Genomic DNA, 24,975 nt, shown 5'->3' on the forward strand with positions numbered 1-24,975 from the left:
GCCCCGAGTTCTCAGAAACGATTCTTAGGGAGGCAGATTTATCAGTCGAAACCTCGCAGGTCGGGGTGCGGTCGCACGACCGCGTGCTCCCGTCAGCGGGTGAGGTACGCTCAAGTCCGGACTGGCCGCGCGGCCTTTTCTGTCGCGCGGCCGGCCCGGTCACGGTGGTCGAGGGGGACGACTACCACGGGGGGAGCCGACTCGGACACGGGGTGTCGGCTGCCGACGTGAGGCGGCCCAGTCGACGACTCACGCCGGCGGTTCGACCCCAGGCTCGGCCGGTCGCCCGTCGGGGTGGAGATACTCGTACTCGATGCCGCTGGCGTCCAGGACCTCCATCAGCGCCGTCGCCCCGCGTTCGATTTCGAGGCCGACGTGGTTGACGTGTGCCGTCGGGTACTCCGTCGGTTCGAGTTCGAAGTGGGGCGCCAGTTCGAACGTGTCCTCCTCGAAGCGGTCGCCCGCCGTGTGGAGGTACCCCCGTACGTGGACCTGCCACCACTCGAAACCGAGCGGGTGGTCGGCGACGTACTCGACGCGTCGCATGTTCAGCTTCTCGTTCCGGTAGCTGTAGGAGAACTCCCACCCCGGCTCGAAGTACGCCCCGCCCAGTAGCGCGACGAGTTCGCGCTCCGACAGCCGGACGAACACGGCCGGGTTGTCCGGTTTGGGGCGTGTGAACACCGTCTTCCGGACCCACCAGAGGGCCAGTTTGGCCATCTTCAGCGGCCCCTCCGGGAGGTGACGAATCCGCTCGATGTCGGTCGAGAGCTCCGACCGCTCGGTGGTACCGAGGAGCCGCGAAATCATAACGAACAAACGTTAGTAAAAATAATAAATATCGCCGTCCGTTCGGGAGCTGGGACGTTCAGGGGCCACGCGCCCCCCGAAACCGTCACTCGAACGCCGCCACCGGAATCGTGGCCTCCGGTGAGACGAACGACGCGTCCGGCCACCGGCGGGTGCGTTCGAACAGCGTTCGGACCGCCCGCGACTTCCACCGGAGCGGCCACGGGGCGGAAGAGCGGACCGACCGGATGAGGTAGAACGTCGTCCGAGCGATGGACCCCTCCGCCTCCGACCGGGAGAGCGGCGACGCCAGCCGCATGGCGTTGTACCACGCCATCGAGCGCCCGACCCGAATCCAGTAGTCGGTGAAGAGTTCGTCCGACTCGCCGGCGAACCGGTCGAATCGGGCGAGCAGCGGGTCGTAGCGGGTCACCACGGCGTCCTGAATCGCGTCGGTGTTCGACGCCAGCACGTCGTTCATCCGGTGGTAGTCGCGCAACTGGTCGGGGTCGAGTCCCACATCCAGTAGCGCGTACGGGAGGTCGTAGCTGACGTGGGCGCCCATGGCGAACACGAGGTCCTCGAGGACGGTCGATGGTTCCCGACAGATGGCCCAGTACACGTCGGCCCACGGACGGGAGACCGTCGCGTAGAGCGTCTCGTCCGGTTCGGTGGCGTCGGGACGGAGTCGCTGCCAGTCGTCCAGCGCGTCCATCGCGGCCACGTAGCGCGCGCCGAACGCCAGCGCGAGGTCGCCGACCCACTCGGGGTCGTGGAAGCCGGCGTCGGGCGCGGCCAGCAACTGCGCCAGGTCGTGTGTCATCGTACGGTAGGTGTACGCGAAGACGGCCCGAGCGTCGCGCTCCGCCTCGTACTTCCGGTGGTACTCTCCGAGCGTGGCCGCGAGGTCCTCGACCCGTCGCGCGGCCGCGGCCGACGCGGGGTCCGCGTCAGCGGACACGTTCGATCACTTCCGTCGCCTCGGCCCACGGGCACGACAGCGTCGACTCGATGCGGTCGTCGCCGCGAACCCGGTACTGCCCCACCCAGTCGACACCGAGCAGCGGCAGGTAGTACACGGCGCGCCGCCCGCCGTCGAGCGCCTCGGCGGGGTGGGCCTTCCGAGCCGTGAACAGGAACGGAACCGGTCCGAACCGCTCGGTCGCGTCGACGGTCACGCCGCGGCCGTCGGGGTGGAGCAGGTAGCGCTCCCGGAGCAGGTAGAGCGTGAGTCCGAGTTTCCGGATTCGGACTTCGTTGGTGACGACGCCGGCGGGTCCCTCCCCGGGGAACCCCTCGAGGAGCGACGTGATTCTCGCCGCGCCCGGCAGACCGGTGGCGACCACCATCGCCAGGACGAGCACCCGGTTTCGCAGGCCGATTCGAGCGGCCCGGAACGCCCGCCAGTCGGTCAGCGTAAATCCGAACGTCCCCACCCAGTAGCCCACGCCCGTCTCGAAGTAGTACGCGTGATTCGCGAGTCCCGCCGACCGGACTGGGGTGGTCGACGCGCTCCCCCCGGTCTCGTCCGTCGGCCGCGCCGAGAGCCCGCCGGTCAGCCGGTCTACGACCCGCTTCGTTCGTTCGACTAGCATAATAATATAATGTATTGAAATATATAAAGATTATCCGTACGCCCGGTCGTTCGAGCTATCGGTGAACGCTCGTTGTCGTACCGGCGGCCGTACACGGAAGTTATCTAAACTTGTCTCATATATCGATATAATTTAAATCCTCTTGGTGCGTATCGGGCCGCGAACGAAGATGGCGACCACACGAGACGACCGGGCCGAAACGGGGACGACCGCGCGCACGAACCTGCTCGACCGCCTCGACGCCGTCGCGGTCCCGTACGCGGGGAGCGCGAACGACGTCCTCAGGTGGGGGCTCGGCGTCTCCTTCCTCTTGGGCGGCGGGTACAAGGTACTGGAGCCGGCCGTCTACCAGGCGTATCTGGCCCCGCTCATCGCGTCGGCGTGGCCGACGGCGCTCGTCTCGCTGGACACGGTGTTCCTGCTCGCCGGTCTGTCCGAGGCGGCGTTCGGACTCCTGTTGCTCGCGGACTGGCACACGCCGACGGTGGCGGGGCTGACCGTCCCCTGGCTGTTCGGGACGAACGCGAACTTCGTGCTCGCCGTCGCGCAGGGCGAGTCGTCGGTCGACCTCCTGGCGCTGTACGTCGCGCTGATGACGATGGCGGCGGGCGTGGCGCTGGTCGCCGCACGCGAGACCGCTGTCGCTCGGGAGCGCGCCGCCCTCGACGAGACGACCGCGTAGCGTCGTCCGCTGGCGGGTTTCCGTATCGGAGGGACCCGTTCGGGGCCGGAGCGCCCTGGAGCGCCACGCCCACGCGTTCTTCCATCCACTAATCGGTAGAAACGGATTTGTCGGTTCGGCGCCACTCGAGGGCGTGAAGCACGAACGACTGCGGCGACGACTGCTCCGACGGGTCGACGCCGCGTGGCGCGAACTGTCGTCGCTGCTCGGGTGGGGTGGCGACCCGGACGAGGACGTCCACACCCTGGTGACGTTCCGAGCGGTTGTGGACGCGGTGATTCCGACGACGCCCGCGCTCGGGGACGAACTCGGGCCCGAACACGTGCCCGGCGGGCTGGAGGTGGACCTCGAGGAGTTCCTCGTCACGTACGCGAACGACCTGTTCCAGTTCGGTCTGCCCCACTTCGGGCCGCTGGGCAACCTCCCCCTCTCGGAGCCGATAGCGCACGTCCTCGACGCGGCGGCGCTGACGCTGCGGGCGCGGAACGACACCGAATCCCCCCTCGACGAGCGCCGCGTGACGGCGCTGCTCGGGCCGGACGACCCCGCCCCGTGGGTCGTCCGGCGCGCGGCCGGTCCCTTCTCGAAGCTGTCGCGGCGCGACAGGCTTCGCGCTATCGCCATCCTCGACGAGTTCGAACTCGAGATCACTCCGTTCGACGACACGCTGTTCGAGGTGGACGCCGGGCTGGTCGGACAGCTCGTGGTCGGGTTCTCTGAGATGATATACTACAGCGAGTGGCAGGGGTACGACGAGTTCACGCAGCCCCCCAGCGAACGGGTCCACCCGAACGTCCCCTCGGCGGTCCAGAGCTGGCGACAGACCGACTTCCCGGGATTCGCGGACGGGTACGCCGCGCTCCGGGGGTACCTCGGGAGCGACGACAGCCCGCTGGGCGACGGCGAGGCGTGGACGACCATCGACGCGGACGTCCCCTCGCCCGTCCGGGTCGTGCACCGGTCGGGGGCGTTCCGCGAGAACGAGTACGACACGAGCGGCTACGAGGAGCCGTTCCCGGAGGGCGTCTGATGGTCGACCGACGCTACGACGCCGTCGTCGTCGGCGCCGGCGGAGACGGCCCCGTCGCGGCGTGGCGACTCGGCAAGGCGGGGCTGTCCGTCCTCCTGCTGGAGGCGGGACCGTTCCACGGTAACGAGCAGTGGCCGAAACCGCACGAGGACCCCGGCGGGGAGACGTCGTCGGACGTCGGTGACCTGAGCGGCGAGTTGCTCGACGAGCAGTTCACGACCCGGGAGTTCGAGATGGTGAACAAGCTCGTGTTCGGCCCCGCGGACCACGAGCGGGGGTTCTGGTTCCGGAAGTTCCCGGGCGACGGCGCCATCCTCCAGTGTGCGGGCGTCGGCGGGACGACGCTCCACTACACCGGTAGTCACCCGCGGGCGTACCCGGCGTCCATCGACGAGCAGGGACACTGGCCACTCGACTACGCCGACCTGGTCCCGTACTACCAGGAGATGGAGGCGATGTGCGAGGTGACGCCCGCGCCCGTCACCGCCAAGGAGGAACTGTTCTTCCGGGGGGCGGCGGCCGCCGGGTGGGACCTCCTCGACGGGCTGAACGTCACCGAACCGGGGTACCGACCGCAGCCAAACGCCATCCGGCAACCGGACGAGAAACTCCACGTCGACGCGGGATACGACGGCGACTTCCGGTACCCCGACGTCGAGGGAGACACCCTCGCGCTCGGGAACATCGCCGGTAACCCCCACCCGCGTGGCGCGCCCTTCGAGGAGAAGGCGAAGCGGGCGAGCAACGTCAGCTTCGTCCCCCCGGCGCTGCGGACGGGCAACGTCACCGTCCGCCCCAACGCGTTCGCGACGGACGTCGACACGGAGTCGCGCTTCGCCGACCGTCGGACGGCGACGGGCGTGACGTTCCGCGACACGTGGTCGGGGAGACGACGAGCGTCGAAGCCGAGGTGGTCGTCCTCGCGGCGGGCGCCATCGAGACGCCGCGCCTCTGGCTGAACGCCGACCTGCCGCGGAACGACTGGGTCGGCCGCGGCATGACCATCCACTTCGGCGACAACGTGATGGGCCTGTGGGACGCCGACGACCTGGAGGAGACGCTCGGAACGGACACCGTCGACCAGCACCAGGGACAGGACATCGCCGCTCGCTTCGACTACCCCGGGCTGGGGATGCTCCAGACCGTCGGGACGACGCCCGGACTCGGTGCCATCCTCGGGTTCGGCACCAGCGCGTCGGGCTTCGCGTTCCAGAACGACACGACGAACGCGCCGTGGGACACGATGGGGCGCCTCGCCGGGGCGGACCTCAAGCGCCTCCTGTCGGACTACTGCCGGATGCTCCAGGTGCTCGTCGTGAGCGACGACCGCCCGTGGAAGCGAAACGGCGTGTCGGTAGCGGACGGCGTCGCCGACGAACACGGGCCGATTCCGCTGGTGAACTACGAACCCAGCGACGGGGACCGCAAACGCCGCGACAGGCTCGCGGAAATCGCCGCGGAGATACTCCGCGAGGCCGGCGCCTCACACGTCCACCGGTCGGACTCGCCGCCGACCGCCCTGCACGTCCACAGCACGATGCGGATGGGGAAAGTCGTCGACGAGGCCTGCGAGGCGTACGACGTGGACCGCCTGTTCGTCGCCGACCACAGCGCGCTCGCGAACGGGGTCGGCGGCGCGAACCCGACCAACACCGGACAGGCGCTCGCCGCTCGGACGGCCGACAAGATCGTCGAACGCTACTTCGAGTGACCGACGACGCTCGCGTCGTACCGTCGAGTCGCGGTTGCGAATCCTCCCGGTGACGGGCGTTCCCGCACCGTTCGGAGCGGAGATACGACTATACTCGGACGAACCGTACTATCTGTAACAGGTACGGGAGTGAACAGAGATGGCAGTCGAGACGGAGGGCGCGGAACTGGAGACGACGCGGGACGACCGAGTCGGCGTGCTGGCTCGAATCCGGCGCTCCCGGGCGCGTCGGACCGACGTCGGCTATCTCCGACTCCAGAACGAACTCACCGCGTTCAGGTCCGAGTTCGAGTGGCTGGCCGACACCGTCCGGGAGGACCTGGCCCTCGACGCCGACCCGAACTGGGCGGTCCGTGGCCGGGAGCTGATGACGGAAGCGGAGCGCGCGCTCGCCGAGAGCCGGACCGAGGACGGGTGGGCGCTGTTCCACGCGGCGAAGCGCGTCGAAATCGTCGGGCTCGAAGCCGCCGGCGGGGACGGGCTGACGGCCAGGGCGACGCGGATTCGCGACGAGGCTCGCGCCGGCCTCGACGCTCACCACCGGAGCGCGGTCGAAGCGCTGCTGTGTGACTCCGACGGCCGGCTCAGACCCGACCTGACGGGCGACGTCGTCCGGGAGGCGAGTCGCGTCCTCGACGACCGGTTCGAGAGCGTCCACCGACGGCGGCGCTACTTCCAGTCGCAGTTCAACGAACTGATGTGGGTGGGCATCCTCTCGACGGCGACGTTCGTCCTGCTGGCGGCGCTCGCGGAGTTCGCCGCCGCGGGAGCGGTCGACGCGGACAGCCCGCTCGCCACCCTCGGCGAGTTCCTCGTCTCCCCGTTCGGCGCGCTGGCGGCGAGTCCGGAGACGCAGCGCGCCGGCTTCGCCGTCTTCGTCCTGTTGATGGGCGTCATCGGCGCCTCCCTGTTCGGCATGCTGTCGCTGCGGCAGCGGCCCGTCTCGACGAGAGTCCCCCAGCAGATTACCAGCATCGCCGTCACCTTCGCTCGCGGAGTCATCGGCGCGATATCCGCGCTGTTCCTGTACGTCTTCCTCCACTTGCGGGTGTTCGACGCGGACCCCGTCCCGGGTGCACTCCTCCTCGCCGTCGGCTTCGCCGCGGGCTACTCGGAGCGGTTCGTCCCGTACGCCGTGGAGACGGTGGCGTCGCTGGTCGACCGCTCGCCGGGCGACCGCGCCTGACCGCGGGACCCGAACGGACACGCTCGTCTGAACGAACCGGCCCCGACGCCGGTCACGCGTTCGCCTTCGTCGCCTGGGCGAGCGTGTTACCCGGACTCGTCCGGCGGATGGACGACCGACGCACGTCGGTGAATCCGGCCGTACGGAGCCACTCGCTCACCTCCACGTACGGGTGGAGTTCGGCGCCGAGGGTCGTCGGGTACGTCAGCCCGACGAAGCCGAGTCCGGTCGCGCCGACCGGCGTCCGGGCGGACCCCGCCAACTGGTCGAGGACGGCGTCATTCCGCGCGCCGCGGCGCGAGCGCCCCCCCGACGCGGTCGAACAGTCGTCCGTTCTCCGCGTCGTCGTGGGCGTGGACGACGTTGAAGACGAGTGCGACGTCGTACCCCGTTCAGAGGTCGTCGGTCCAGTACTCCCCGCCGGCCGTCTCAACCCGGTCCGAGAGCCCGGCCGCCGCGATGTCGTCCCGGTCGACGGCCAGTGCCTCGGGGTGGTCGAAGACGGTCGCCGAGAGAGACGAGTGCTTCCGGCACAGTTCTATCGCGTACAGGCTGTGACCACCCCCACATCCAGCACTCGGGTCGCCCCCGTCGGGACGTCGAGCGTGTCGACGACCTCGTCCACGGCGACGCTGGCGGCCGCACGGAAGCCTCGCTGTGCGGTCTCGTGGTGGACGTACTCATTCTATCCACAGTATTCACGCTATTCAGAAATAGCTCGATACAGACCGTCTCGTGGTGGCTTCTCCGGTCCCTCCGTCCACCTCTGCTATTTACGCTGTTTAGAGAGTACTCGAATCGCAGTCGGGTCCGGTCCACCGTGAGGCCGCTCCGGCACCGACCGGTCGCGAGTCGCCGTGACGGACGGACCCGCCGGCGACTCGGCCGCACCCACCCTCGCGCGTCGCGTTGCCGCAGGGTGGTCGCGTCGGGTCCGCGTGGAGGTCAGGTGATCCGGCGGCGGAGGGCGAACACGTACTTCGAGTCGCGTATCCAGTCGTCGACGCTCCCCGTGACGATGTCGCCCGACGAGTACACGCGCTCGTCGTCGTACGCGACGACGTGCGTCGGCCACGGGCGGGAACGGTCCCAGCAGAACCCGAGTCCGACGCCGTCCCGGTCACGTGCGACCGCCCAGGAGACGGCGACGAGCGCGTAGTCCTCACAGTCGCCCCGTCCGCTGGCGACGCACTCGCGCGGATGCTGGGCGACGTCGAGGAACCCGTTCCAGTCGTCGGCCGTCCAGACGTACTCCGACCTCGACCACTCGACCAGGTCGAACCGCTCCCACCACTCGTCCCTGTCGACGTACCGGCCCGGGACGAGGTACGTGAACGGGGTCCAGCGGCGAACGTCCATACTGAAATCAACGTCGTTCGAGAACGTAATTATGCCGGCGGCGTCCGGGCGAACGCCGTGTCGCCCGGCTGGACCATCACCGACTCCCACCGCGGCGACGCGACCGACGGAGCGCGTCGCGGAGGTGACGACGCGCCGCGAGAACGGACCGGCCATTCTGAAGCGCCACGCCCACCCGAGGAACTCGCCGAGGGAGTCGCCTTTCTCGCCGCCGACGCCGCCTCGTACGTCACCGGGACGACGCTGGACGTCGACGGCGGATTGAACGCGGTCGGACGGCAGTTGTGACGGGCGGACGGTCGCGACAGCTGTGAGAGCGAGCGGTCGAGATGGAGGACTCGCCCGGTGCGCGACGGCGGCGAGCGCGGGCGTCCGGAGATTGATTAGGACCCAGTCGTACCCGGGAGTATGGACATCGACACCGACGAACTCCGCTCCTCGCTGACGCCGCGCGAGGAGAACACCGCCATCAAGTCGTTCCAGAACACCGTCGCGGTCGCCTGCCCGGCCTGCGGAAAGCCGTTCGACGACCTGGTCGTCTGCAAGCAGAACCCGACCAGCCTCGACCTCTCGAAACGGCTCGACCTCTGCGTGGGCGTCGACGACGGGAAAGCGTACATCTTCACGCACGCCGACTGACGGGCGGGAGAGCGCGCGACCGGTCGGAGAGCGTCGAGAGACCGCGCGTTTCGTCTAGCTACTCCTGGTCGCGGACGAACGTGACCGGGCACGGGGCGTTCAGCATCACTTCCTGCGCCGTGCTCCCGAAGATGGCCTTCCCCGCCGGGGAGCGCTGCCGGCCGCCGATGAACACGCGGTCTGCACCGACCGCTTCGGCGATGTCGACGATTCCCTCGCCGCTGGATCCGGTCGTGCCGCGGGGGACACAGTCCACGGACTCCGCGAGTCGGTCGCCGACCGCTCGGGTGACCGCCATCCGGGACGCGAGTTCGTCGGGTTCGATGTGTCCGGTGTCGGTGCCGAGAATCTGTTCGACGGTCTCCCGGTAGGAGTCCGGGTCGAACACGTGCCCGACGACGACCGTCGCACCGTTCGGGGCCGCCACCTCCTCGACCGCCTCGACGAGTGCGTCGACGCGAGCGTCGTCGCGTCCGCCGACGGCGAGGAGGACGGTTTCGAACCCGGTCGAGTTCGCGGGGCGCTCGGTGGGTACGTTCATAGCGTTCTCATGGAGGGTGCGGAGGGATATAGGGCTTTTCGTGAATTTACTATAGTTATAGTAATTTTTGTGGAGTGAGGCGGACGGCGATGCGGGAGAGAGCGACGTGGGCCGACCGAAGCGCGCCGGGGTGAGATGTCGTCCTCTAGAGTCGAGGACGTTCGCCGTCGTCCGGTAAGGATTCAAGGTGACAGCCGTAGAGGTGGTAACGGAGACGATGACTGGTCACGACGACGGGCGAGCCGTCACGGCCGTGTTCGAGGCCCAGTACGGCGAGCAACCGGCGGTTCGGGCGCGCGCACCGGGTCGGGTGAACATCATCGGCGGACACGTCGACTACAACGACGGCCTGGTGTTGCCGGCTGCCATCGACCGGTCGACGGCGGTCGCCGCACGACCCCGCGACGACGGGGTCGTGCGCGCGTACTCCGCCCAGATGGACGAGAGCATCGAAACGGAGGTGGGCGCCGACGCGGACGGCTGGGCCGCCTACGTCGTCGGGACGGCGACCGTCCTCTCGAGCGACGTCGACCGGGAAGTGGGGGCGGACCTCGCTATCGGCGGCGACATGATTCTCGGCGCCGGCGTCTCCTCGTCCGCCTCGCTCGAGGTCGCCGTCGCCGGCGCGCTCGACGCGGTACACGGGCTGGGGCTCGGCGCCGAACGGCTCGCGGACGTCTGCTGGCGAGCGGAGAACGAGGAGGTGGGGATGGCCTGTGGCATCATGGACCAGTTCGCGAGCGCGCTCGGCGAACCCGGCCACGCCCTCCGAATCGACTGCCGCTCCCGCGACGTGGAACCTATCCCGCTCGACCCGGACGCGGTGAGCCTCCTCGTGGTCGACACCAGAGTCAAACACGAGTTGACCGACTCGGGGTTCAACGACCGCGTCCGCGAGTGTCACGAGGCGACCGCGGCGCTCGACGCGGCGATGGGCAAGCGGGTTCGGTCGCTGCGGGACGTGACGCCCGAGGAACTCGACGCGTACATCGAGCGACTCGACCCCCCGCTCGACCGTCGAGCGCGCCACGTCACGACCGAGATTCGCCGCGTCGAGGTCGCTGCGGACGCACTGTCCCGCGGCGACGTGGAGAGCGCGGGCGCGCTCGTACGGGAGTCCCACCGGAGCCTCCGGGACGACTACGAGGTGAGCTGTGAGGAACTGGACACGGTCGTCGACATCCTCGACGACTGCCAGGGCGTCTACGGGTCCCGGCTGGTCGGGGGAGGGTGGGGGGGGAGCGTCGTCGCCCTCATCGACCCCGACACCGGGGGGTCGGTCACCGAGACCGTCACCGAGCGCTACCGCTCGGCGACCGGCGTCGAGTGCGACGTGTACACGTTCGAGATCGGCGGGGGACTCGACGTCGAGGAGTTGTCGTCAAACTGAGTCGAGCGTCGACGGGAGAGCGGACCGTCGGCGAGTGGGTCGACTCCGGGCGGGTGGGTGGACTCCGGGCGGGTGGATGGATTCCGAGGATGGATGGATTCTGGGCGAACGGGGCGACTCCCGCCCACTGGTGAGGTAGGTGGTCGGAACCCACAGTTCGTGAATCGAGTGTCGCAGTTATTAGCCGAGAGAACGTCTGAGAACCATGGTTCCGAGTATCCGAGCGTCGGCGTCAGTGCTCGTCGACCGCAGTGTGGACGACGTGTTCGAGTATCTCTCGGAGTTCACCACGATGGACGACTGGGTCGCCGGGGTGTCCGAGACGAGACTGCGCTCCGGTGACGGCAGAAGCGTCGGTGACGTGTACGAGTTCCAGTACACGTACGCGGGCCGGACGACGCCGACACGAGTGGAGGTCACGGCGCTCGACGCGCCGACTCGGCTCGCGATGCGGTCGCGAGAGGGACCGTTCCCGTTCGAGAACGAACTCGCGCTCACCGACGAGGGGGGAGCGACTCGAGTGACCAGTACCGTCGAAGCGGGCGCGGACGGCCGGGTCACGGCGTTCCTGTTCACCGTGTTCCCGCCACTGATGCGGTGGGGGATGACGCGACGACTCCGCGCGGAACTCGACGAACTGAAAGCCGTCCTCGAATCGTCCGATTTGGAGACCCGACCACGTCCGCGTCGAGACCCGAAGTCGCCGACCTCGGCGTAGTCCCGGGGACCACACGCGGGTTCGACGAACCGGGCGCGAACCGGTTGGCGCCGACCGTCGGCGAACGAGGGACGTGCCGCGGCCCCCGCGCCACGGCTCAGTCGTAGCGGGCGACGGCCCGGACCGGCGCGCCGTCGCAGCCGGCGAGGTTCAGCGGAAAGGCGAGGAACTCGAATCGCTCGGGGAGTCCGGACAAGCCCCTCAGATTCTCGAAGACGAGCCGGTCGTGTCCGAGCAACGCGTGGTGCGCCCGGACTCCCGGGTCGTCTCCGACCAGTTCGTCTTCCGGGTCGTCTCCGGTCGATTCATCGGACCTTGCGTCGTCCGTCGGAGTAGGGTCGACGCTGAGCGTGTCGACGGCGACGTCGTACCCCCGCTCGACGCAGAGGTCGGCGGCCGCGGGCGTCAAATACGGGTGGTCGAGGTACTCGTCTTCGCCCCAGTGCTCGTCCCAGCCCGTGTGAACGACGAGGAGGTCCGCCTCGGCTGTCGGGAGCGCCTCCGGTTCGATGGGTTCCCGTGAGGCGAGGCCCCGACAGTCCACCTTGACTGCGTCGAGCGCGAACCGGTCGACGTCGAAGTCGTCGATGCTCCGACCGCTGGGCTCGGTGTGACTCGGTGCGTCGACGTGCGTCCCCGCGTGACTTCCGCACTCGATAGCGGAGACCCGGTATCCGTCCGCGGAAATCGTCGCGTGTGGTTCGACTGTCACGGGAGGGTCACCCGGGTACACGGGGAGTCCCGTTTCGACGGCGTGCGTGAGGTCGCGGTGGTTCACGCGGCCCCTCTCGTCCGGCCGACACTAAACGAGTGAGGATTCGGTACGCCTTCACTCGGACACCGGGTTTCCGGTGGAATCCCGCCTCTCGGTCGATTCGACGCCCCACGTCCGGGTTAACCAGTCGCCTCACGTACGTCGCAACCAGTCGTCTCACACACCCGCTGTCACACACCGACGCCACCCCCGTCGCACACCGTGTTTCCGGTGAGACTGGCCCTCGGACAGCGGCGGTGTCGATACTCGGGCAGATACCTCGGGCACATACACACCACGTTTCCGGTGAAACCGGGGTGGAAAGCCGGCGTCGTGGAGGTTCACGGCGACTGTCGACGAACGGCGTCTGACGTACCTTTATCATCCCTCATCCCCAACCGTTCATTGACTAAGTCGTTAACCAACTAGGAGAGCGATGGATGTCGCTCGGGTATCCGATAGGGTCCAGTCGAAGCGACCCTCCTACGGCGTGTTTTCCGAGTACTGATAGCGGCGGACGCCGTCTCCGCGAGACCGCGCCCGGGCTGGATGCCGGGTTTTCCCGTGTTTCCCGTGAACCACTACCTACTCTTCCCGTGGAGGGGAGGGACCGTCGCGTGCGGTTTCACCGGAAACGTGGTGTGTGCGCGTGAGGGAAAGAGTCAACACGATTCACCGGAAACTCGGTGTGTAGAGCATGTCCGAGTCAGACGATCTGTTTATACGGGAGGACCCGGTGTTCGTGAACAAGGAACTCCTCGAGATCAACCACCTCCCTGACGAGGGACGGATCGTCGGCCGGGACGAGGAGATAAGCCAGTTGGCGAACGCGGTCAACCCGGGCATCTTCGGCCAGAGTCCCAGCAACGTCCTCATCTACGGGAAGACGGGCACGGGGAAGTCACTGTGCGCGAAGTACGTCTCCAGTCGACTCGTCGAGACGGCCGACGAAGAGGGGGTTCGCGCGACCCACGCGTACGTCGACTGCGCGCAGGACGGGACCGAGACGCAGGCGGTCCAGACCATCGCGAGCAGCGTCAACAGGGAGGGTACCGACGTCTACATCCCCGACAAGGGTATCAGCACCGCGACGTACTACAAGCGGCTCTGGAAGATTCTCGACGACGAGTACGACGTGGTCCTCATCCTATTGGACGAGATAGACAAACTGGAGGACGACGACATCCTGATGCAACTCTCCAGGGCCGGAGAGGCCGGGAAGCTCACCTCGTGTAAGATCGGCGTCGTCGGCATCAGCAACAAGATAAAGTACAAGGACCGGATGGACGAGCGGGTCAAGTCCAGTCTCTGTGAACGGGAGTTCGTCTTCCCCCCGTACGACGCCTCACAGCTCAACGAAATCATGACCGCTCGGAGCGACGCGTTCCGCGACGGCGTCCTCGAGGACGGCGTCATTCCGCGCGCCGCGGCGCTCGCCGCCCGCGAACACGGGGACGCTCGGAAGGCCATCGACATCCTCCGATACGCGGGCGAGATCGCCCAGTCGGAGGAGGCGGCGACCGTCCGCGAGGAGTTCATCACGCAGGCGCGAGAGCGCGCCGAGACCGACCGGTTCCGCGAACTGATTCGAGGGTCGACGCCGCACTCGCGCTACGTGCTCCAGGCGCTGACGATGCTCTCGCTCAACGGGCCCGGGGACACCGACGACGACGTGGAGAACCAGGGGTTCCGCACCACCCGAATCTACGAACTCTACGAGCAGATCTGCCGACAGGAAGGGTCGGACTCGCTGTCGCTCCGTCGCGTCCGCGATCTGCTCAAGGAGCACGCCTTCCTCGACATCGTCGAGCAGTCCCGCCACAGCGGCGGGAGCGCCGAGGGGAGCTACACCGAGCACACGCTCCTGGAAGAACCCGGGGTCGTGAGAGACGTCCTCGCCGACACGATCGACTGACGACGACCGCCCGTCCTCGGGTTCGGGTGCAGTTCACCGGAAATCCGGTGTGCGCGACACCAGACCGTCTCCCGGGGGGTGTCTACTTGGCGTCGTCCGAGCGCTGAGCTGCACACCGGACTTCCGGTGAAACACGCTCGCGTGGGGTCGGCGGAACCGCTACCGCGTCTCCTCGTCACCGGTTCCTCGGGCGGAACTCGACGGGTCCAAGCGCGTGATTTCACCGGAAACGTGGTGTCCCGGTATCGCTCCGGAACTCCGATAAGGGCCCACGTGCTCAGACGGCTCCCCCGTGAGTAGCCGAGTCGGTCCCGAAGAGCGCTTCGACCGGGCTGCACTCTATCCCGTCGGCGTCGGGGCTGGAACGCTCTCGTCCGGACCCCGAACTGAGAGTCGGGACGAACATATCTAGTTCTCTTCTAGTACTCGAAATAGATAGAACCGCTACGAGCGAGGATACGGTTCGACTCGAGAGCGACCGTCTCCGAGTACGACGGCTCGTGGCCGACCCGACCAAGGGAGAAAACGCGATACAGCCACCGGTCCGAGCGCTCGCCGGGGCTGTGCAGTGGCGTAGTGGACGAGCGGACGCGGTGGTTCACTCCTCCTATCGAACTTATCGCTCACTGGACCGAGAGAAACGAGTGACGGAGGTGACGACGTCCGGACGACGGGAGCGAGGTGGAGTCGTACGACTGGCCGAGGGCGAGAGACGACCGGGACGTCGACAGCGATTCCGGTCCCTTCGAACTCCGCCGTTCGAACGGTGACGACGAAGTCGGGAACTCCCGCCTGGATTGTCTGTCGATTCAAAACTATCAACTCGCACCTCTCGATGAGTCGACGTGAAAAAATTTCGGTCTCTCAATCGACGAGGTGGCTCTCGCCAGGTGTCGGTCGCCGGATTCCAGCCTCGGAGGCGTGACGCCACGACCGTCCGGACTTATACGGTCGGTCCGTGTAGGGCTTTCAGCGTGATAATCTACATCGACGTCGACTCGCTCCGACCGGACCACATCGGAGCGTACGGGTACGAGCAGCCCACCACGCCGAACCTCGACGCGTTCGCCGAGGAGAGCGTCCGGTTCGACCGTGCGTACGTCTCGAACTCCCCCTGTATGGCCTCCAGGGCCGCGCTGCTGTCAGGCCGGTACGGAATCAACAACGGGATAGAGACGCACGGCCCGCCGTCACAGACGCTCAGAACGCCGGCGCACGACGTCGCCTGGGCGGGGTCGTGGGTCGACCACGTCGACGGGACGCCGTGGCTGACACTCCCGCAACTGTTCTACGAGAACCGGACGCCGACGTACGCGGTCACCTCCTTCCCGCGCCATCCCGCTCCGTGGTTCCAGAACACGTGGCACCAACTACGCCAGCCGCAGGAACCCGAGGGCCCCGACGAGGCCTTTCAGACGGTCCGGGCGGAGACGGTCGTAAACGAGGCCGTCGACATACTCGACGGACACGACGGCGACGAGGGCTTCCTCTACGTCCAGCTGTGGGACCCCCATGGGCCGTATCTCCGGTCCGACGAGCAGGTCGACGCCTTCAGGGACGGTCCGCTCCCGCCGCACCCCACCGCCGAGGCGATACGCGAGCACCGGAGGTGGGACGCGTGGCGGTCGGCAGAGCACATGGGAATCGGGGACAGGGACGACCTCGGGGAGATGCTAGCGAACTACGACGCGGAGATACGCTACGCCGACCGCCACCTCGGACGGCTGTTCGCGGCCCTGCGCGAGGCGGGTCTGTACGAGGACGCGCTCGTCGTCGTCACGGCCGACCACGGCGAGGAGTTCGGCGAACACGGCGTCTACCGCGAACACTGGAGCACCCACGACGGCACTCAGCGGGTCCCGCTGCTCGTCAAGCCCCCGGCGGACAGTCCCCGTGAGGACGGCGGTCGGGACCACCTCGTCACGAACGTCGACATGCCGGCGACGCTGGCGGACTACGCCGGTCTCGACCGTCCGGCGCGCTGGCAGGGCCGCTCGCTGCGGCCGATACTCGAGGACGCCACCGCCGACTGGCGCGACCGCGTCGTCGTCGACCACGGACTGTACACGGCTCAACGGGCGGTCCGGACGGACCGGTGGAAGTACGTCCGAACCTACCACCCGGGGATGTGGGGTGGCGTCGTCCCCGACCGGCAGTTGTTCGACGTCGAGACGGACGGGTGGGAACAGGAGGACGTGGCGGACGAACACCCGGGCGTGGTCGCCGACCTGGACCGTGAACTGGCCTCGTGGATCGAGACGCACCGGGGGGACCACCCGGACCCGCTGCGCGACGCCGCACGAACGGGACCCGCCGGGTACCGGGCGTTCCGGGACGACTGGGACGGCGTGTAGCGACCCCACTCCCGGCGGGCACGACGGGAGACTCGACAGTCGACGGTCGTTCGGTTACGGTCGAACGAGAGGCGGGTATTCCGGCGTTGTCGGGGACCGGAACGCAACTCGACCCTCCTGTTCTCCAGACGTGAACGAACGCGCTTCCTGAGGAGTCCGCTCGGCCGACGGCGGCCACGCTCCTCTGTCTCGTTCGTGCGCGACGCGACCGTTTCCGCGTAGTCCGTGCGAAGCGTGACTCCTCCGGCGGTCGACTCGAATTACACCCGTACCTATGTAATGGCGTGCGGCGGCTGGCTCACCGCACCGCCAGAGCCGGGGATTCGGACGATTCGGTTCACTCGACGTGAACTACCGTCGGTCGGCTGTCCGGTGGTCCTCCCCCGATATTTCGGCGACTCCAGCTTCGCGGCAGATTCGTCGGAGGGGAAGCACACGGTGACGACGCCGCTACGGAACCGACTCTGTCGAGGTCGTTCGGAGAGCCCGTTCGAGCGAACCGTTCACCCAACGTGACCAACTCTGCTAGACCCAACTATCCGGGTAGGTAGAACGGTCTCGTCGACCCCCCACGCCAGTGATTCTACAACGGAAGTCCGTCCGCCGGGCCGAACGGTTCGAGTCCGTACGCGAACGATGTCGGTTCGGGCGCCGGCCGCTGGTACTCCGCGGTCACGGCCGGGTTCTCCAGGTACTCCGACAGGGCGCCGGCGTCGAGGGGGAACTCTATCTCTCGACCCGGTTTTCGTCGCGCACCCACTCTTTACTCTGCCCGCGGGCTACCGCTCCCTGTCGACCCCCGGCGCGCTCTCACCGTCGGCGTCGGACCGGCCGTGCCCCGGTTCCGCTCTGTCGTCCCACGACTCGAACCGGGGGTTGCGGTCCGGGAGTCGCGCACCGACGGACCGCCGCCACTCGACCAGTCGCTCGTGGAGGTCGGTGGCTCTCGCCTCCGCCGCCGAACTCCGGTCGGCCCGCTCGCTCGGGTCGTCACGGAGGTCGTACAGTTCGACGCGACCGGTCTCGTGGAACTCGACGAGTTTCCAGTCGCCCGCTCGAACGGCCGACGCCGGCGTGCCACCCTGGTTCCCGTAGTGGGGGTAGTGCCAGAAGATGGCTTCGCGGTCGAGCGCCTCCCCGTCGCGAAGTAGGGGAGCGAGCGAGGCGCCGTCGACCGCCTGTCCGTCCGGGACGGACACCCCCGCGCAGTCCGCCATCGTCGGGTAGAGGTCCGGGCTGGTGACGGGCGCGTCGACGACGGTGCCGGGGTCGGTGACGCCCGGCCAGCGGACGAGCAGCGGAACCCTGTTGCCGCCCTCGTACATCCACCCCTTCCCGTCGCGGAGCGGAGCGTTACACGTGGGCGACCCCTCGGCCGTCGCGAGTCCGCCGTTGTCCGAGGTCAGAATCACGACGGTGTCGTCGGCCACGCCGGTCCGGTCGAGGGCGTCCAACAGGCGGCCGACGTTCCCGTCGAGGCTCCGTATCATGCCTGCGTACTCGGGGTCGGACTGGACGAGGCGCCGCCGAATCCGCCGGTCCTTCTTGTGCTCGCAGGGGAACCGTGCCCCCTCCGCGAACTCTCGAACGTCGTCGAGTCCGCGCTCGGTCCGCTCCGTGCGGTACTCGTCGGCGTACTCCGGTTTGCTCTCGATAGGCGTGTGGACGGCGTAGAAACACAGGTTCAGGAAGAACGGTCGGTCGTCACACCCCTCTACGAGTTCGATGGCCTCGTCGGTCAACTGGTCGGTGAGGTACGTCCCATCCGGCGCGTCGGACAGCGTCGGAATCCCCCAGGGGCTGAAGTAGCCGTTGGTCGGCATCCCCCACTCGCACCCCCCCACGTTCACGTCGAACCCGTTGTGTTCCGGACGGTTCCGTCCCCCGCCGAGGTGCCACTTGCCGACGTGCCACGTCCGGTAACCGGCCTCGCTGAGGAGGTCTGCCACCGTCGTCTCGGACGCCGGCAGGTGGTCGACGTACGGGGCGTCTATTAACTTCCCGCTCGCGGGGTGCGTGCCGCCGGAGAAGTCTATCCAGTCCGTCACGCCGACGCGCGCCGGGTACTTCCCGGTCGCGATGCTCGCCCTGGTCGGCGAGCAGACGGGCGCCGCCGCGTACGCGTCGGTGAACCTGGCGCCCGCCCGGGCGAGTCGGTCGATGTTCGGGGTGTCGTAGAAGGTACTCCCGTAACACTCCAGGTCGCGCCACCCCAGGTCGTCGACGAGGACGAGTACCACGTTCGGGCGTGTCATGTGGTACCGTCGTTCGGTGACGCGCCACATAAACCCTCGTCGGGGGCCGCCGACCGGAACCCCGCGCTTCCGCAGAGAGACCGCACGGCCGGTGCGACGCCCGCTCCGCCGACGAAGCTATGTGGCGACGCGACCCGGACCGGTTCCACGGGGTGTTGCTCCTCGACGTCGACTCGCTGCGACCGGACCACCTCGCTGGTACGGTTACGGACGGGACACCTCCCCGAACGTCGACGCCGTCGCCGCCGCCGGCACACGGACGCGTCTCGCCGGACCGTGGTGCGTCGCCCTCCGTTCTGTTCACGTCGAGTGACCGATTCGACCGGGTCGGCGTCGGACCCGCGGCGCGAACAGCTATACCCTTTCCGGGAAACGGGTAGACGTGATGTTCGACGCCACCGACGCAGGCGCTCGCGAGTGGGCGACGAAGACGTATCCGGAGGTAGCCGAGACCGCCGAGGCGGCGGGCTCGGTGCTGGTCGTACCGGTGGGGAGTATCGAACAGCACGGCCACCACCTGCCGGTGGCGACGGACTCGCTGCTGGTCGAGGCGGTGGCGACCGGCGGGGTCGAACGGGTGAGCGAGGAGGTACCGACGCTCGTGCTCCCGCCAATCTGGGCCGGCTACTCCCCGCACCACGTCTCCTTCGGCGGCACCGTCACCGTCTCGTTCCCTCGGCTCCGGGCGTACATCGAGGACGTCGTCGACTCCGCGACCGCGTACGGCTTCGACGCGGTGCTCCTGGTGAACGGACACGGCGGCAACAGCGCCGTGCTGTCGACGGCGGTCAACACGCTCGGCGTCTCTCACCCGGACCTGGAGGTGCTCGGTGTCACCTACTTCGCGCTCGCTGCGTCGTTCATCGACGAGGTCCGCGAGTCGGACCTCGGCGGCATGGCGCACGCCGGCGAGTTCGAGACGTCGCTCATGTTGCACCTGTATCCCGACCTGGTCCGGACGGACCAGTTCTCGACGACCGTCCGCGAGGAACCGTACAGCCACGCCGGCCGCGAGATGTTCGACGGCGGTCCGCTCTCGGTGTACCGGCCGTTCAGCCGGTACACCGAAACCGGCGCCATCGGTGACCCGACGCTCGCGTCCGCCGAGAAGGGGGAGGCGATATACGACCTCCTCCTCGACGAGGTCGAACTGCTGTTGCGCGAGATTCACGACGAAGTCGGCGAGTGACGCGTGACGACCGTCGGCTTCCCGGTTCGGGGTTCGCGGGCGGGGGGTTCGACCGACACCACTAACCGAGCCGCGTTCGTCCACCGCCCATGGACCCCGGAACCGACCACCAGACCCGCAAAGACGTGTTCTGCGACGCCGTCGCCGCCTCCCGGACGCTGCTTCTGGTGAACGTCGCCCTGTTCAGTCTCCTGGCCGTCCTGCTGTTCCTGGTGCCGCGCGGCTCCGCCTCGTTCGTCATCACGGTCGTCGCGTTGGTGCCGACCGGCGGCTCGCTGCTCGGACTCGTCGCGTTCGCTCGCTACTGCGACGGCTTCGGTCCCGAAGAGGGGGAGGGGGAGACGAGCGGAGAGCCGCGGCCGGAGCCGTGGTCCGGCCGGGAGTAGGCGTCGCCGACGCTCGACGGTTCAGTTCGGGACGACAGAGCGAGCGAAGAGAACCGGGAGCCGTCAGTCGTCGTCGCTCGCGGCCGTCGACACGTCCGGCTCTGCCGCCTCGTCGTCGAGCGGCGGGCTGTCCCAGTACTCGTGGTCCTCGAACTGGCGGAAGCACATGACCGGGTGACCGCCGCCCGCCTCGGAGACGAGGTCCGGTTCCGTCCGCGTACAGCACTCGCGGGCCTCGGGACAGCGGGTGTGGAACTTACAGCCGGTCGGCGGGTCGACCGGGTCGGGGATGTCGATGGTCCGCATCGGCGGCCGGTCGGACACCTTCTCCCGGGCGACGACCGGATTCAGGCTCGGGGTCGCCCACTTCAGTATCTTCGTGTAGGGGTGTTTCGGGTTTCGGATGACCTGCTCGGCCGGCCCGATTTCGACGAGTTTCCCGAGGTACATGATACCGATGCGCCCGCCGACCTTCTCCGCGAAGTACCGCGCGTTCGAGAGGTTGTGGCTGATGAACAGGTACGCGGTGTCGAAGCTGTCCCGCAGGTCGAACATCAGGTCCATCATGTCGACGCGCAGGCTCACGTCGAGCGCGGACACCGCCTCGTCCGCGAGGATGAGGTCCGGGTTCATCAACAGCGCCCGGACGAGCGCGACGCGCTGTTTCTCCCCGCCGCTCAACTGGTGGGGGTAGCGGTGCGCGTAGTCCTCCGCCGGCGTCATCTCGACGCGCTCCAGCATCTCGTAGATGCGCTCGCGGCGGTCGGCCCCGGAGAGGCTCGGCTGCCACTTCCGGAGCGGTTCGACCAGGCTGTCGACGACCTTCCTGTTGGGGTTGAGGCTGCTCCCGGGGTCCTGGTGGATTATCTGGAGCGACTTCCGTATCTCGCGGAACGGAATGTCGCTATTGCGGCCGTCGTGCGCCTCCCAGACGTCCTGCCCCCGGTACTTCACGCTCCCGGCGGTCGGGCGCTGGAGACCGATGGTCGTCTTCCCGAGCGTCGTCTTCCCGCAGCCCGACTCGCCGACCAGGACGACGATGTCCCGCTCGTGGATGTCGAGCGAGACGTCCGTGACGGCCTGCACGGTGCGGTCCCGCGAGAGCAGTCGGTTGACCAGCCCCTCGTCCTCGAAGTGGACGTCGACGTTCTCCAGCGACAGGAGGGGGTCGTCGCCGCTCATCGTCCCTCCTCCTCGTCGAGCTGGTACGGAATCGCGTCGGCGGCCTCGTCCCAGTGGTAACACGCCACGCGGTGGGCCGCCTCCTCGTCGATACCGTCCAGCCCAGGGTCGTTCTCGACGCAGACGTCGGTCGCGAGCGGGCACCGCGGGTGGTACGAACACCCCTCCGGCACGTTGACCGGGTCGGGGCTGGACCCCTCGATGGGGCGCATCTCGTCCAGTTCGACCGTGAGGTTCGGCACCGCCTTGAGCAGCGACCGGGTGTACGGGTGCGCGGCGTCCTGCATCACGTCCACGGTCGGTCCCACCTCGACGAACTCGAAGGCGTACATCACCGCCAGTCGGTCCGCGAGGCCGGCGACGAGCGGCAGGTCGTGCGTGATGAACACGATGGTGAGGTCGTACTTCTCCTGGAGGTTCTTCAGCAGGCTGAGTATCGACCGCTGCATGAGCAGGTCGAGCGCGGCCGTCGGTTCGTCCATCACCAGCACGTTGGGTTTGAGGACGAGCGAGAGCGCGATGAGCGCGCGCTGTTTCATCCCGCCCGACAGTTCGTGCGGGTAGGCGTCGAGCACGCGTTCGGGTTCGAGGTACAGGTCCGAGAGCAGGTCCCGGGCGTGTTCCATCCCCTCGGCCATGTCCTGCTTGTGGTACTTGATGGTCTCCTTGAAGTGCCCGCGAATCTTCATCGTGGGGTTGAACGAACTCTGCGCGCCCTGGAACACCATGGCGATCTCCTCCCAGCGGACCCGGTCGAGTTCCCGTTTGCTCAAGTCGAGCACGTCGACGGGGGCGCGGTCCGTCGGGTGGTACGTGATACTCCCCGAGAGCTGACCGGGGGCGACGACCGCGTCGAGGAGCGCGGAGGCGAACATCGACTTGCCCGACCCCGACTCGCCCACGATGGCGACGATCTCCTCGCGGACGATGTCCAGGTTCACGTCGTGGAGGACGCGCGACTCGCCGCGGTCCATGTCGAACGTGACGCTCGCGTCGCGCACCTCCAGCAACACGTCCTCCGACTGTCGGTCGGTCCCGTCGGTCCCGTCCGTCTCGCCGGTCTCGGAGACGGTCATCACTCGATCACCCCGCTGACCGTGCTGGTGTCACCGCTCTCCGCGTCCTCGCTCTCGACGGTCTTCGCGTGACGCGCGCGGATGCGCGGGTTGAACACGCGGTCCATCGCCTGCGCGAGCAGGATGAGGCCGAGCGTGAACACCACGATGGTGACCATCGGGGCCAGGAGCCAGTGGGCGGCGTCGAGCGTGTACAGCGCCCCGCTCGTCGAGTAGGCCGTGTTCATGATGACGCCCCAGTTGAACGTCGAGAACGGGAGCAGCCCGAGGTAGTAGAGACCCACCGACGCGAAGATGATGCCGCGCGACGTGTTCATGAAGTAGATGGCGATGAGCGGCATGAGGTTCGGGATGAGATCGCGGCTGAAGATGCGGCTCGTCTCGAGTCCCATCGTCCGGGACGCCTCCACGTAGCTCTCCTCGCGGAGCGTCAGCGTCTGCGCGCGGAGCGACCGGGCGAACCCGGACCACCGGTGGACCGCGAGCGCGAGCCCGATTATCATCGGGTTCTGCGGTTCGAGGATTGCGACGATGACGATGACGAGCGGGAGTCCGGGAATCGTCATCATGACGTCCGTGATGGTCATGAGTACCCGGTCGACCAGACCGCCCTTGTACCCGGAGATGATGCCGACGACGGCCGCGACCGACGTCGCGAACACGGACCCGGCCAGAATCATCTGGAGCATGGGCGGGGTCGCGTGGACCATGTACGCGAACAGGTCCTGCCCGATGCCGTCCGTCCCGAGGGGGTACTTTATCATCTGTTCGAGCGCTCCCGGGTCGCCCGTGAACACGTTGTACCACCCCTCGAACGGGCTGAGCAGGCGCGGCCCCTCGTTCGGCTGTGGGGCCGGAACGAGGCTGACGTCGGCCAGGACCCACCAGTCGGTGGTGCTGACCCACGCGACGACCCCCATGAGGAGGTACGCGGCGACGATGGTGAAGCCGATTCTGGCGCGCCAGTCGTCCCAGATGATGGCCATCGGCGCGCGGACGTACTGGTCGTAGAGGTGGAACGCCTGCTCGCGCCGCGAGAGTTCGACGCCGCTCGCGGCGCTCCCCCGTCCGTCGAACGTCGACCCACCGTCAGTACGCTTCACGCGACTCACCTCCCGCCCGCGGGTCGAGGTAGCCGTACGTCAGGTCGGCGACGAACACGCCGACGACCACCGCCGCCGTGACGAGGATGAACCCGCCCATCATGAGCGTGTAGTCCCGCGCGCGGATGGCCTTCACCAGGTAGAACCCGACGCCCGGGTAGCTGAATATCTGCTCGAGGATGACCGACCCGCCGAACAGCGTCCCGATGGCGATGAGCAGGCTCGTGTACGCGGGGAGTATCGCGTTCCGCGCGACGTACCTGAGCCCGATGCGCCGTTCGGGGAGGCCGCGCAACCGGGCGACACGGAGGTAGTCCTCCCCGAGGACGCGGATTGCGTTCGCGCGCATCCCGATGGCACCGGCGCTGCGCGCGATGACGAGCGAGGCGATTGGGAGGACGGCGTGCCAGAGGACGCTCGAGAGGAACGCGAGGTTGAACCCGACGGACACGCTCGACTCGTCGAACCGCCCGCCGGTCGGGAAGATACTGAGCTGGAACCCGAGAAAGTAGACGAAGAGGATGGCCAGGACGTAGTACGGGATCGACCCCGTCACGAACAGGACGAGCGTCGACCCGACGTCGAACCGGCTCGACTCCCAGTACGCCATCATCGACCCCATCACGACGCTGAACGAGAAGCTGATGAACAGCGCGGTGCTCATGAGGAAGACGGTCCACGGGAGCGCCTCCAGCAGTATCCCCTCGACCGGCTCCTGGTACCAGAACGAGGTGCCGAAGTCGCCACGAAGCAGAATCGCCTCCATGTAGTGGAGGTACTGCTCCCAGACCGGCGTGTTCGGTCTGATGTTCGCGTACGCCTCGACCAGTCGGTTCAGCCGTTCCGGGTCGATTTCACCCTCCTGCTGGATGAGTTGTGCCTTCAGGTACGCGACCGGCCCCCCCGGAAGCTGCCTGATGAGGAAAAACGAGATGGTCGTGACAGCCCAGAGGGTGAGTATCGACTGCACGACGCGTTTGAGGTAGTAGTACGCCATGTGTTGTCTACCAAGGTAAGTCGTGGCGACAGTAATAAAGCTTGTTCGCCTCGTTTTCCCGTGGACGACGACGGGGGACCACGGTCCGTAGCCGACGAAGCGGTCCCCGCTCAGCGCTCGCAGG

25 protein-coding genes are annotated in these 24,975 nt (G+C 67.8%); 13 read left to right on the top strand and 12 right to left on the bottom strand.

All coding sequences use genetic code 11. The features are described from left to right. Window positions 1–249: 249 nt before the first annotated feature. The 3 genes from AC6RUA_RS16270 to AC6RUA_RS16280 form a co-directional block, all read right to left on the bottom strand. Entirely contained in the window at window positions 250–810 is a 561-nt protein-coding gene (locus AC6RUA_RS16270) for a hypothetical protein (RefSeq protein ID WP_499815798.1), read from the bottom strand. A gap of 85 nt (window positions 811–895) precedes the next feature. Next, on the bottom strand, window positions 896–1,750 hold the full coding sequence (locus AC6RUA_RS16275) for a DUF5995 family protein (protein ID WP_499815799.1): 855 nt from the start codon (window positions 1,748–1,750) through the stop codon (window positions 896–898). Further along, the gene (locus AC6RUA_RS16280; protein WP_499815800.1) at window positions 1,740–2,384 is read right to left on the bottom strand and encodes a hypothetical protein; all 645 of its coding nucleotides are present in this window, start codon (window positions 2,382–2,384) and stop codon (window positions 1,740–1,742) included. Before AC6RUA_RS16280 ends, AC6RUA_RS16275 begins: the two co-directional genes overlap by 11 nt. 169 nt (window positions 2,385–2,553) lie before the next feature. Between AC6RUA_RS16280 and AC6RUA_RS16285 the strand changes: the two genes are divergently transcribed. From AC6RUA_RS16285 to AC6RUA_RS16305, 5 genes are all read left to right on the top strand, one after another. After that, a complete protein-coding gene (locus AC6RUA_RS16285; protein WP_499815801.1) occupies window positions 2,554–3,066 on the top strand; it encodes a hypothetical protein in 513 nt (170 codons plus the stop codon). A 133-nt stretch (window positions 3,067–3,199) separates the two neighbouring features. Beyond that, the gene (locus tag AC6RUA_RS16290; RefSeq protein ID WP_499815802.1) at window positions 3,200–4,096 is read left to right on the top strand and encodes a hypothetical protein; all 897 of its coding nucleotides are present in this window, start codon (window positions 3,200–3,202) and stop codon (window positions 4,094–4,096) included. Beyond that, the gene (locus AC6RUA_RS16295) at window positions 4,096–5,055 is read left to right on the top strand and encodes a GMC family oxidoreductase (protein ID WP_499815803.1); all 960 of its coding nucleotides are present in this window, start codon (window positions 4,096–4,098) and stop codon (window positions 5,053–5,055) included. The genes AC6RUA_RS16290 and AC6RUA_RS16295 overlap by 1 nt, the downstream gene beginning before the upstream one ends. Then, on the top strand, window positions 4,974–5,807 hold the full coding sequence (locus tag AC6RUA_RS16300; RefSeq protein ID WP_499815804.1) for a GMC oxidoreductase: 834 nt from the start codon (window positions 4,974–4,976) through the stop codon (window positions 5,805–5,807). Before AC6RUA_RS16295 ends, AC6RUA_RS16300 begins: the two co-directional genes overlap by 82 nt. Before the next feature lie 139 nt (window positions 5,808–5,946). After that, window positions 5,947–6,993: a hypothetical protein gene (locus tag AC6RUA_RS16305; RefSeq protein WP_499815805.1), complete on the top strand. Its 1,047-nt coding sequence runs from the start codon at window positions 5,947–5,949 to the stop codon at window positions 6,991–6,993. A gap of 52 nt (window positions 6,994–7,045) precedes the next feature. Here the strand turns inward: AC6RUA_RS16305 and AC6RUA_RS16310 are convergent, their stop codons facing one another. Next, window positions 7,046–7,255: a hypothetical protein gene (locus AC6RUA_RS16310; protein ID WP_499815806.1), complete on the bottom strand. Its 210-nt coding sequence runs from the start codon at window positions 7,253–7,255 to the stop codon at window positions 7,046–7,048. Window positions 7,256–7,938: 683 nt separating this feature from the next. Beyond that, on the bottom strand, window positions 7,939–8,352 hold the full coding sequence (locus AC6RUA_RS16315; protein ID WP_499815896.1) for a hypothetical protein: 414 nt from the start codon (window positions 8,350–8,352) through the stop codon (window positions 7,939–7,941). A gap of 6 nt (window positions 8,353–8,358) precedes the next feature. On the opposite strand from AC6RUA_RS16315, the gene AC6RUA_RS16320 reads away from it, so the two are divergent. Together AC6RUA_RS16320 and AC6RUA_RS16325 are read left to right on the top strand one after the other, a co-directional pair. After that, a complete protein-coding gene (locus AC6RUA_RS16320) occupies window positions 8,359–8,640 on the top strand; it encodes an SDR family oxidoreductase (RefSeq protein ID WP_499815884.1) in 282 nt (93 codons plus the stop codon). Between the two features lie 120 nt (window positions 8,641–8,760). Next, on the top strand, window positions 8,761–8,991 hold the full coding sequence (locus AC6RUA_RS16325; protein ID WP_499815807.1) for a DUF7385 family protein: 231 nt from the start codon (window positions 8,761–8,763) through the stop codon (window positions 8,989–8,991). Between the two features lie 58 nt (window positions 8,992–9,049). On the opposite strand, the gene AC6RUA_RS16330 is transcribed toward AC6RUA_RS16325, so the two are convergent. Next, complete coding sequence (locus AC6RUA_RS16330) at window positions 9,050–9,532, bottom strand: universal stress protein (RefSeq protein ID WP_499815808.1); 483 nt, start codon at window positions 9,530–9,532, stop codon at window positions 9,050–9,052. A gap of 217 nt (window positions 9,533–9,749) precedes the next feature. On the opposite strand from AC6RUA_RS16330, the gene galK reads away from it, so the two are divergent. Beyond that, window positions 9,750–10,922, top strand: a complete 1,173-nt coding sequence (gene galK, locus AC6RUA_RS16335) for a galactokinase (RefSeq protein WP_499815809.1) — start codon at window positions 9,750–9,752, stop codon at window positions 10,920–10,922. A gap of 205 nt (window positions 10,923–11,127) precedes the next feature. Continuing rightward, window positions 11,128–11,640 (top strand): SRPBCC family protein, encoded by a 513-nt coding sequence (locus AC6RUA_RS16340; RefSeq protein WP_499815810.1) that lies wholly within the window; start codon window positions 11,128–11,130, stop codon window positions 11,638–11,640. Between the two features lie 97 nt (window positions 11,641–11,737). On the opposite strand, the gene AC6RUA_RS16345 is transcribed toward AC6RUA_RS16340, so the two are convergent. Beyond that, window positions 11,738–12,418, bottom strand: coding sequence for a cyclase family protein (locus AC6RUA_RS16345; protein WP_499815811.1), 681 nt, complete (start codon window positions 12,416–12,418; stop codon window positions 11,738–11,740). 673 nt (window positions 12,419–13,091) lie between these two features. Here AC6RUA_RS16345 and AC6RUA_RS16350 point away from each other — a divergent pair. Beyond that, window positions 13,092–14,309, top strand: coding sequence for a Cdc6/Cdc18 family protein (locus tag AC6RUA_RS16350; RefSeq protein ID WP_499815812.1), 1,218 nt, complete (start codon window positions 13,092–13,094; stop codon window positions 14,307–14,309). 974 nt (window positions 14,310–15,283) lie between these two features. Continuing rightward, entirely contained in the window at window positions 15,284–16,663 is a 1,380-nt protein-coding gene (locus AC6RUA_RS16355) for a sulfatase family protein (protein ID WP_499815813.1), read from the top strand. A 779-nt stretch (window positions 16,664–17,442) separates the two neighbouring features. Here the strand turns inward: AC6RUA_RS16355 and AC6RUA_RS16360 are convergent. Next, entirely contained in the window at window positions 17,443–18,918 is a 1,476-nt protein-coding gene (locus AC6RUA_RS16360; RefSeq protein WP_499815814.1) for a sulfatase, read from the bottom strand. Window positions 18,919–19,303: 385 nt separating this feature from the next. Between AC6RUA_RS16360 and AC6RUA_RS16365 the strand changes: the two genes are divergently transcribed. Both AC6RUA_RS16365 and AC6RUA_RS16370 read left to right on the top strand, forming a co-directional pair. Beyond that, a complete protein-coding gene (locus AC6RUA_RS16365) occupies window positions 19,304–20,107 on the top strand; it encodes a creatininase family protein (protein ID WP_499815815.1) in 804 nt (267 codons plus the stop codon). Between the two features lie 89 nt (window positions 20,108–20,196). Continuing rightward, complete coding sequence (locus AC6RUA_RS16370) at window positions 20,197–20,493, top strand: hypothetical protein (RefSeq protein WP_499815816.1); 297 nt, start codon at window positions 20,197–20,199, stop codon at window positions 20,491–20,493. A 63-nt stretch (window positions 20,494–20,556) separates the two neighbouring features. On the opposite strand, the gene AC6RUA_RS16375 is transcribed toward AC6RUA_RS16370, so the two are convergent. The 4 genes from AC6RUA_RS16375 to AC6RUA_RS16390 are packed head-to-tail and all read right to left on the bottom strand — an operon-like array spanning window position 20,557 to window position 24,851. Beyond that, entirely contained in the window at window positions 20,557–21,675 is a 1,119-nt protein-coding gene (locus tag AC6RUA_RS16375) for an ABC transporter ATP-binding protein (RefSeq protein ID WP_499815817.1), read from the bottom strand. Beyond that, complete coding sequence (locus tag AC6RUA_RS16380; protein ID WP_499815818.1) at window positions 21,672–22,751, bottom strand: ABC transporter ATP-binding protein; 1,080 nt, start codon at window positions 22,749–22,751, stop codon at window positions 21,672–21,674. Before AC6RUA_RS16380 ends, AC6RUA_RS16375 begins: the two co-directional genes overlap by 4 nt. After that, a complete protein-coding gene (locus AC6RUA_RS16385) occupies window positions 22,751–23,854 on the bottom strand; it encodes an ABC transporter permease (RefSeq protein ID WP_499815819.1) in 1,104 nt (367 codons plus the stop codon). Before AC6RUA_RS16385 ends, AC6RUA_RS16380 begins: the two co-directional genes overlap by 1 nt. Next, entirely contained in the window at window positions 23,841–24,851 is a 1,011-nt protein-coding gene (locus tag AC6RUA_RS16390) for an ABC transporter permease (RefSeq protein ID WP_499815820.1), read from the bottom strand. Before AC6RUA_RS16390 ends, AC6RUA_RS16385 begins: the two co-directional genes overlap by 14 nt. Between the last annotated feature and the right edge of the window lie 124 nt (window positions 24,852–24,975).

This window comes from Halorarum sp. SLYT50 (genome assembly GCF_059821265.1).

Excerpts from the sequence above, each read along its gene's own strand:
- AC6RUA_RS16270 (WP_499815798.1), bottom strand. The coding sequence starts at position 810 with ATGATTTCGCGGCTCCTCGGTACCACCGAGCGGTCGGAGCTCTCGACC.
- AC6RUA_RS16280 (WP_499815800.1), bottom strand. The coding sequence starts at position 2,384 with ATGCTAGTCGAACGAACGAAGCGGGTCGTAGACCGGCTGACCGGCGGG.
- AC6RUA_RS16285 (WP_499815801.1), top strand. The coding sequence starts at position 2,554 with ATGGCGACCACACGAGACGACCGGGCCGAAACGGGGACGACCGCGCGC.
- AC6RUA_RS16295 (WP_499815803.1), top strand. The coding sequence starts at position 4,096 with ATGGTCGACCGACGCTACGACGCCGTCGTCGTCGGCGCCGGCGGAGAC.
- AC6RUA_RS16305 (WP_499815805.1), top strand. The coding sequence starts at position 5,947 with ATGGCAGTCGAGACGGAGGGCGCGGAACTGGAGACGACGCGGGACGAC.
- AC6RUA_RS16315 (WP_499815896.1), bottom strand. The coding sequence starts at position 8,352 with ATGGACGTTCGCCGCTGGACCCCGTTCACGTACCTCGTCCCGGGCCGG.
- AC6RUA_RS16325 (WP_499815807.1), top strand. The coding sequence starts at position 8,761 with ATGGACATCGACACCGACGAACTCCGCTCCTCGCTGACGCCGCGCGAG.
- AC6RUA_RS16330 (WP_499815808.1), bottom strand. The coding sequence starts at position 9,532 with ATGAACGTACCCACCGAGCGCCCCGCGAACTCGACCGGGTTCGAAACC.
- galK (WP_499815809.1), top strand. The coding sequence starts at position 9,750 with ATGACTGGTCACGACGACGGGCGAGCCGTCACGGCCGTGTTCGAGGCC.
- AC6RUA_RS16340 (WP_499815810.1), top strand. The coding sequence starts at position 11,128 with ATGGTTCCGAGTATCCGAGCGTCGGCGTCAGTGCTCGTCGACCGCAGT.
- AC6RUA_RS16350 (WP_499815812.1), top strand. The coding sequence starts at position 13,092 with ATGTCCGAGTCAGACGATCTGTTTATACGGGAGGACCCGGTGTTCGTG.
- AC6RUA_RS16360 (WP_499815814.1), bottom strand. The coding sequence starts at position 18,918 with ATGACACGCCCGAACGTGGTACTCGTCCTCGTCGACGACCTGGGGTGG.
- AC6RUA_RS16365 (WP_499815815.1), top strand. The coding sequence starts at position 19,304 with ATGTTCGACGCCACCGACGCAGGCGCTCGCGAGTGGGCGACGAAGACG.
- AC6RUA_RS16370 (WP_499815816.1), top strand. The coding sequence starts at position 20,197 with ATGGACCCCGGAACCGACCACCAGACCCGCAAAGACGTGTTCTGCGAC.
- AC6RUA_RS16375 (WP_499815817.1), bottom strand. The coding sequence starts at position 21,675 with ATGAGCGGCGACGACCCCCTCCTGTCGCTGGAGAACGTCGACGTCCAC.
- AC6RUA_RS16380 (WP_499815818.1), bottom strand. The coding sequence starts at position 22,751 with ATGACCGTCTCCGAGACCGGCGAGACGGACGGGACCGACGGGACCGAC.
- AC6RUA_RS16390 (WP_499815820.1), bottom strand. The coding sequence starts at position 24,851 with ATGGCGTACTACTACCTCAAACGCGTCGTGCAGTCGATACTCACCCTC.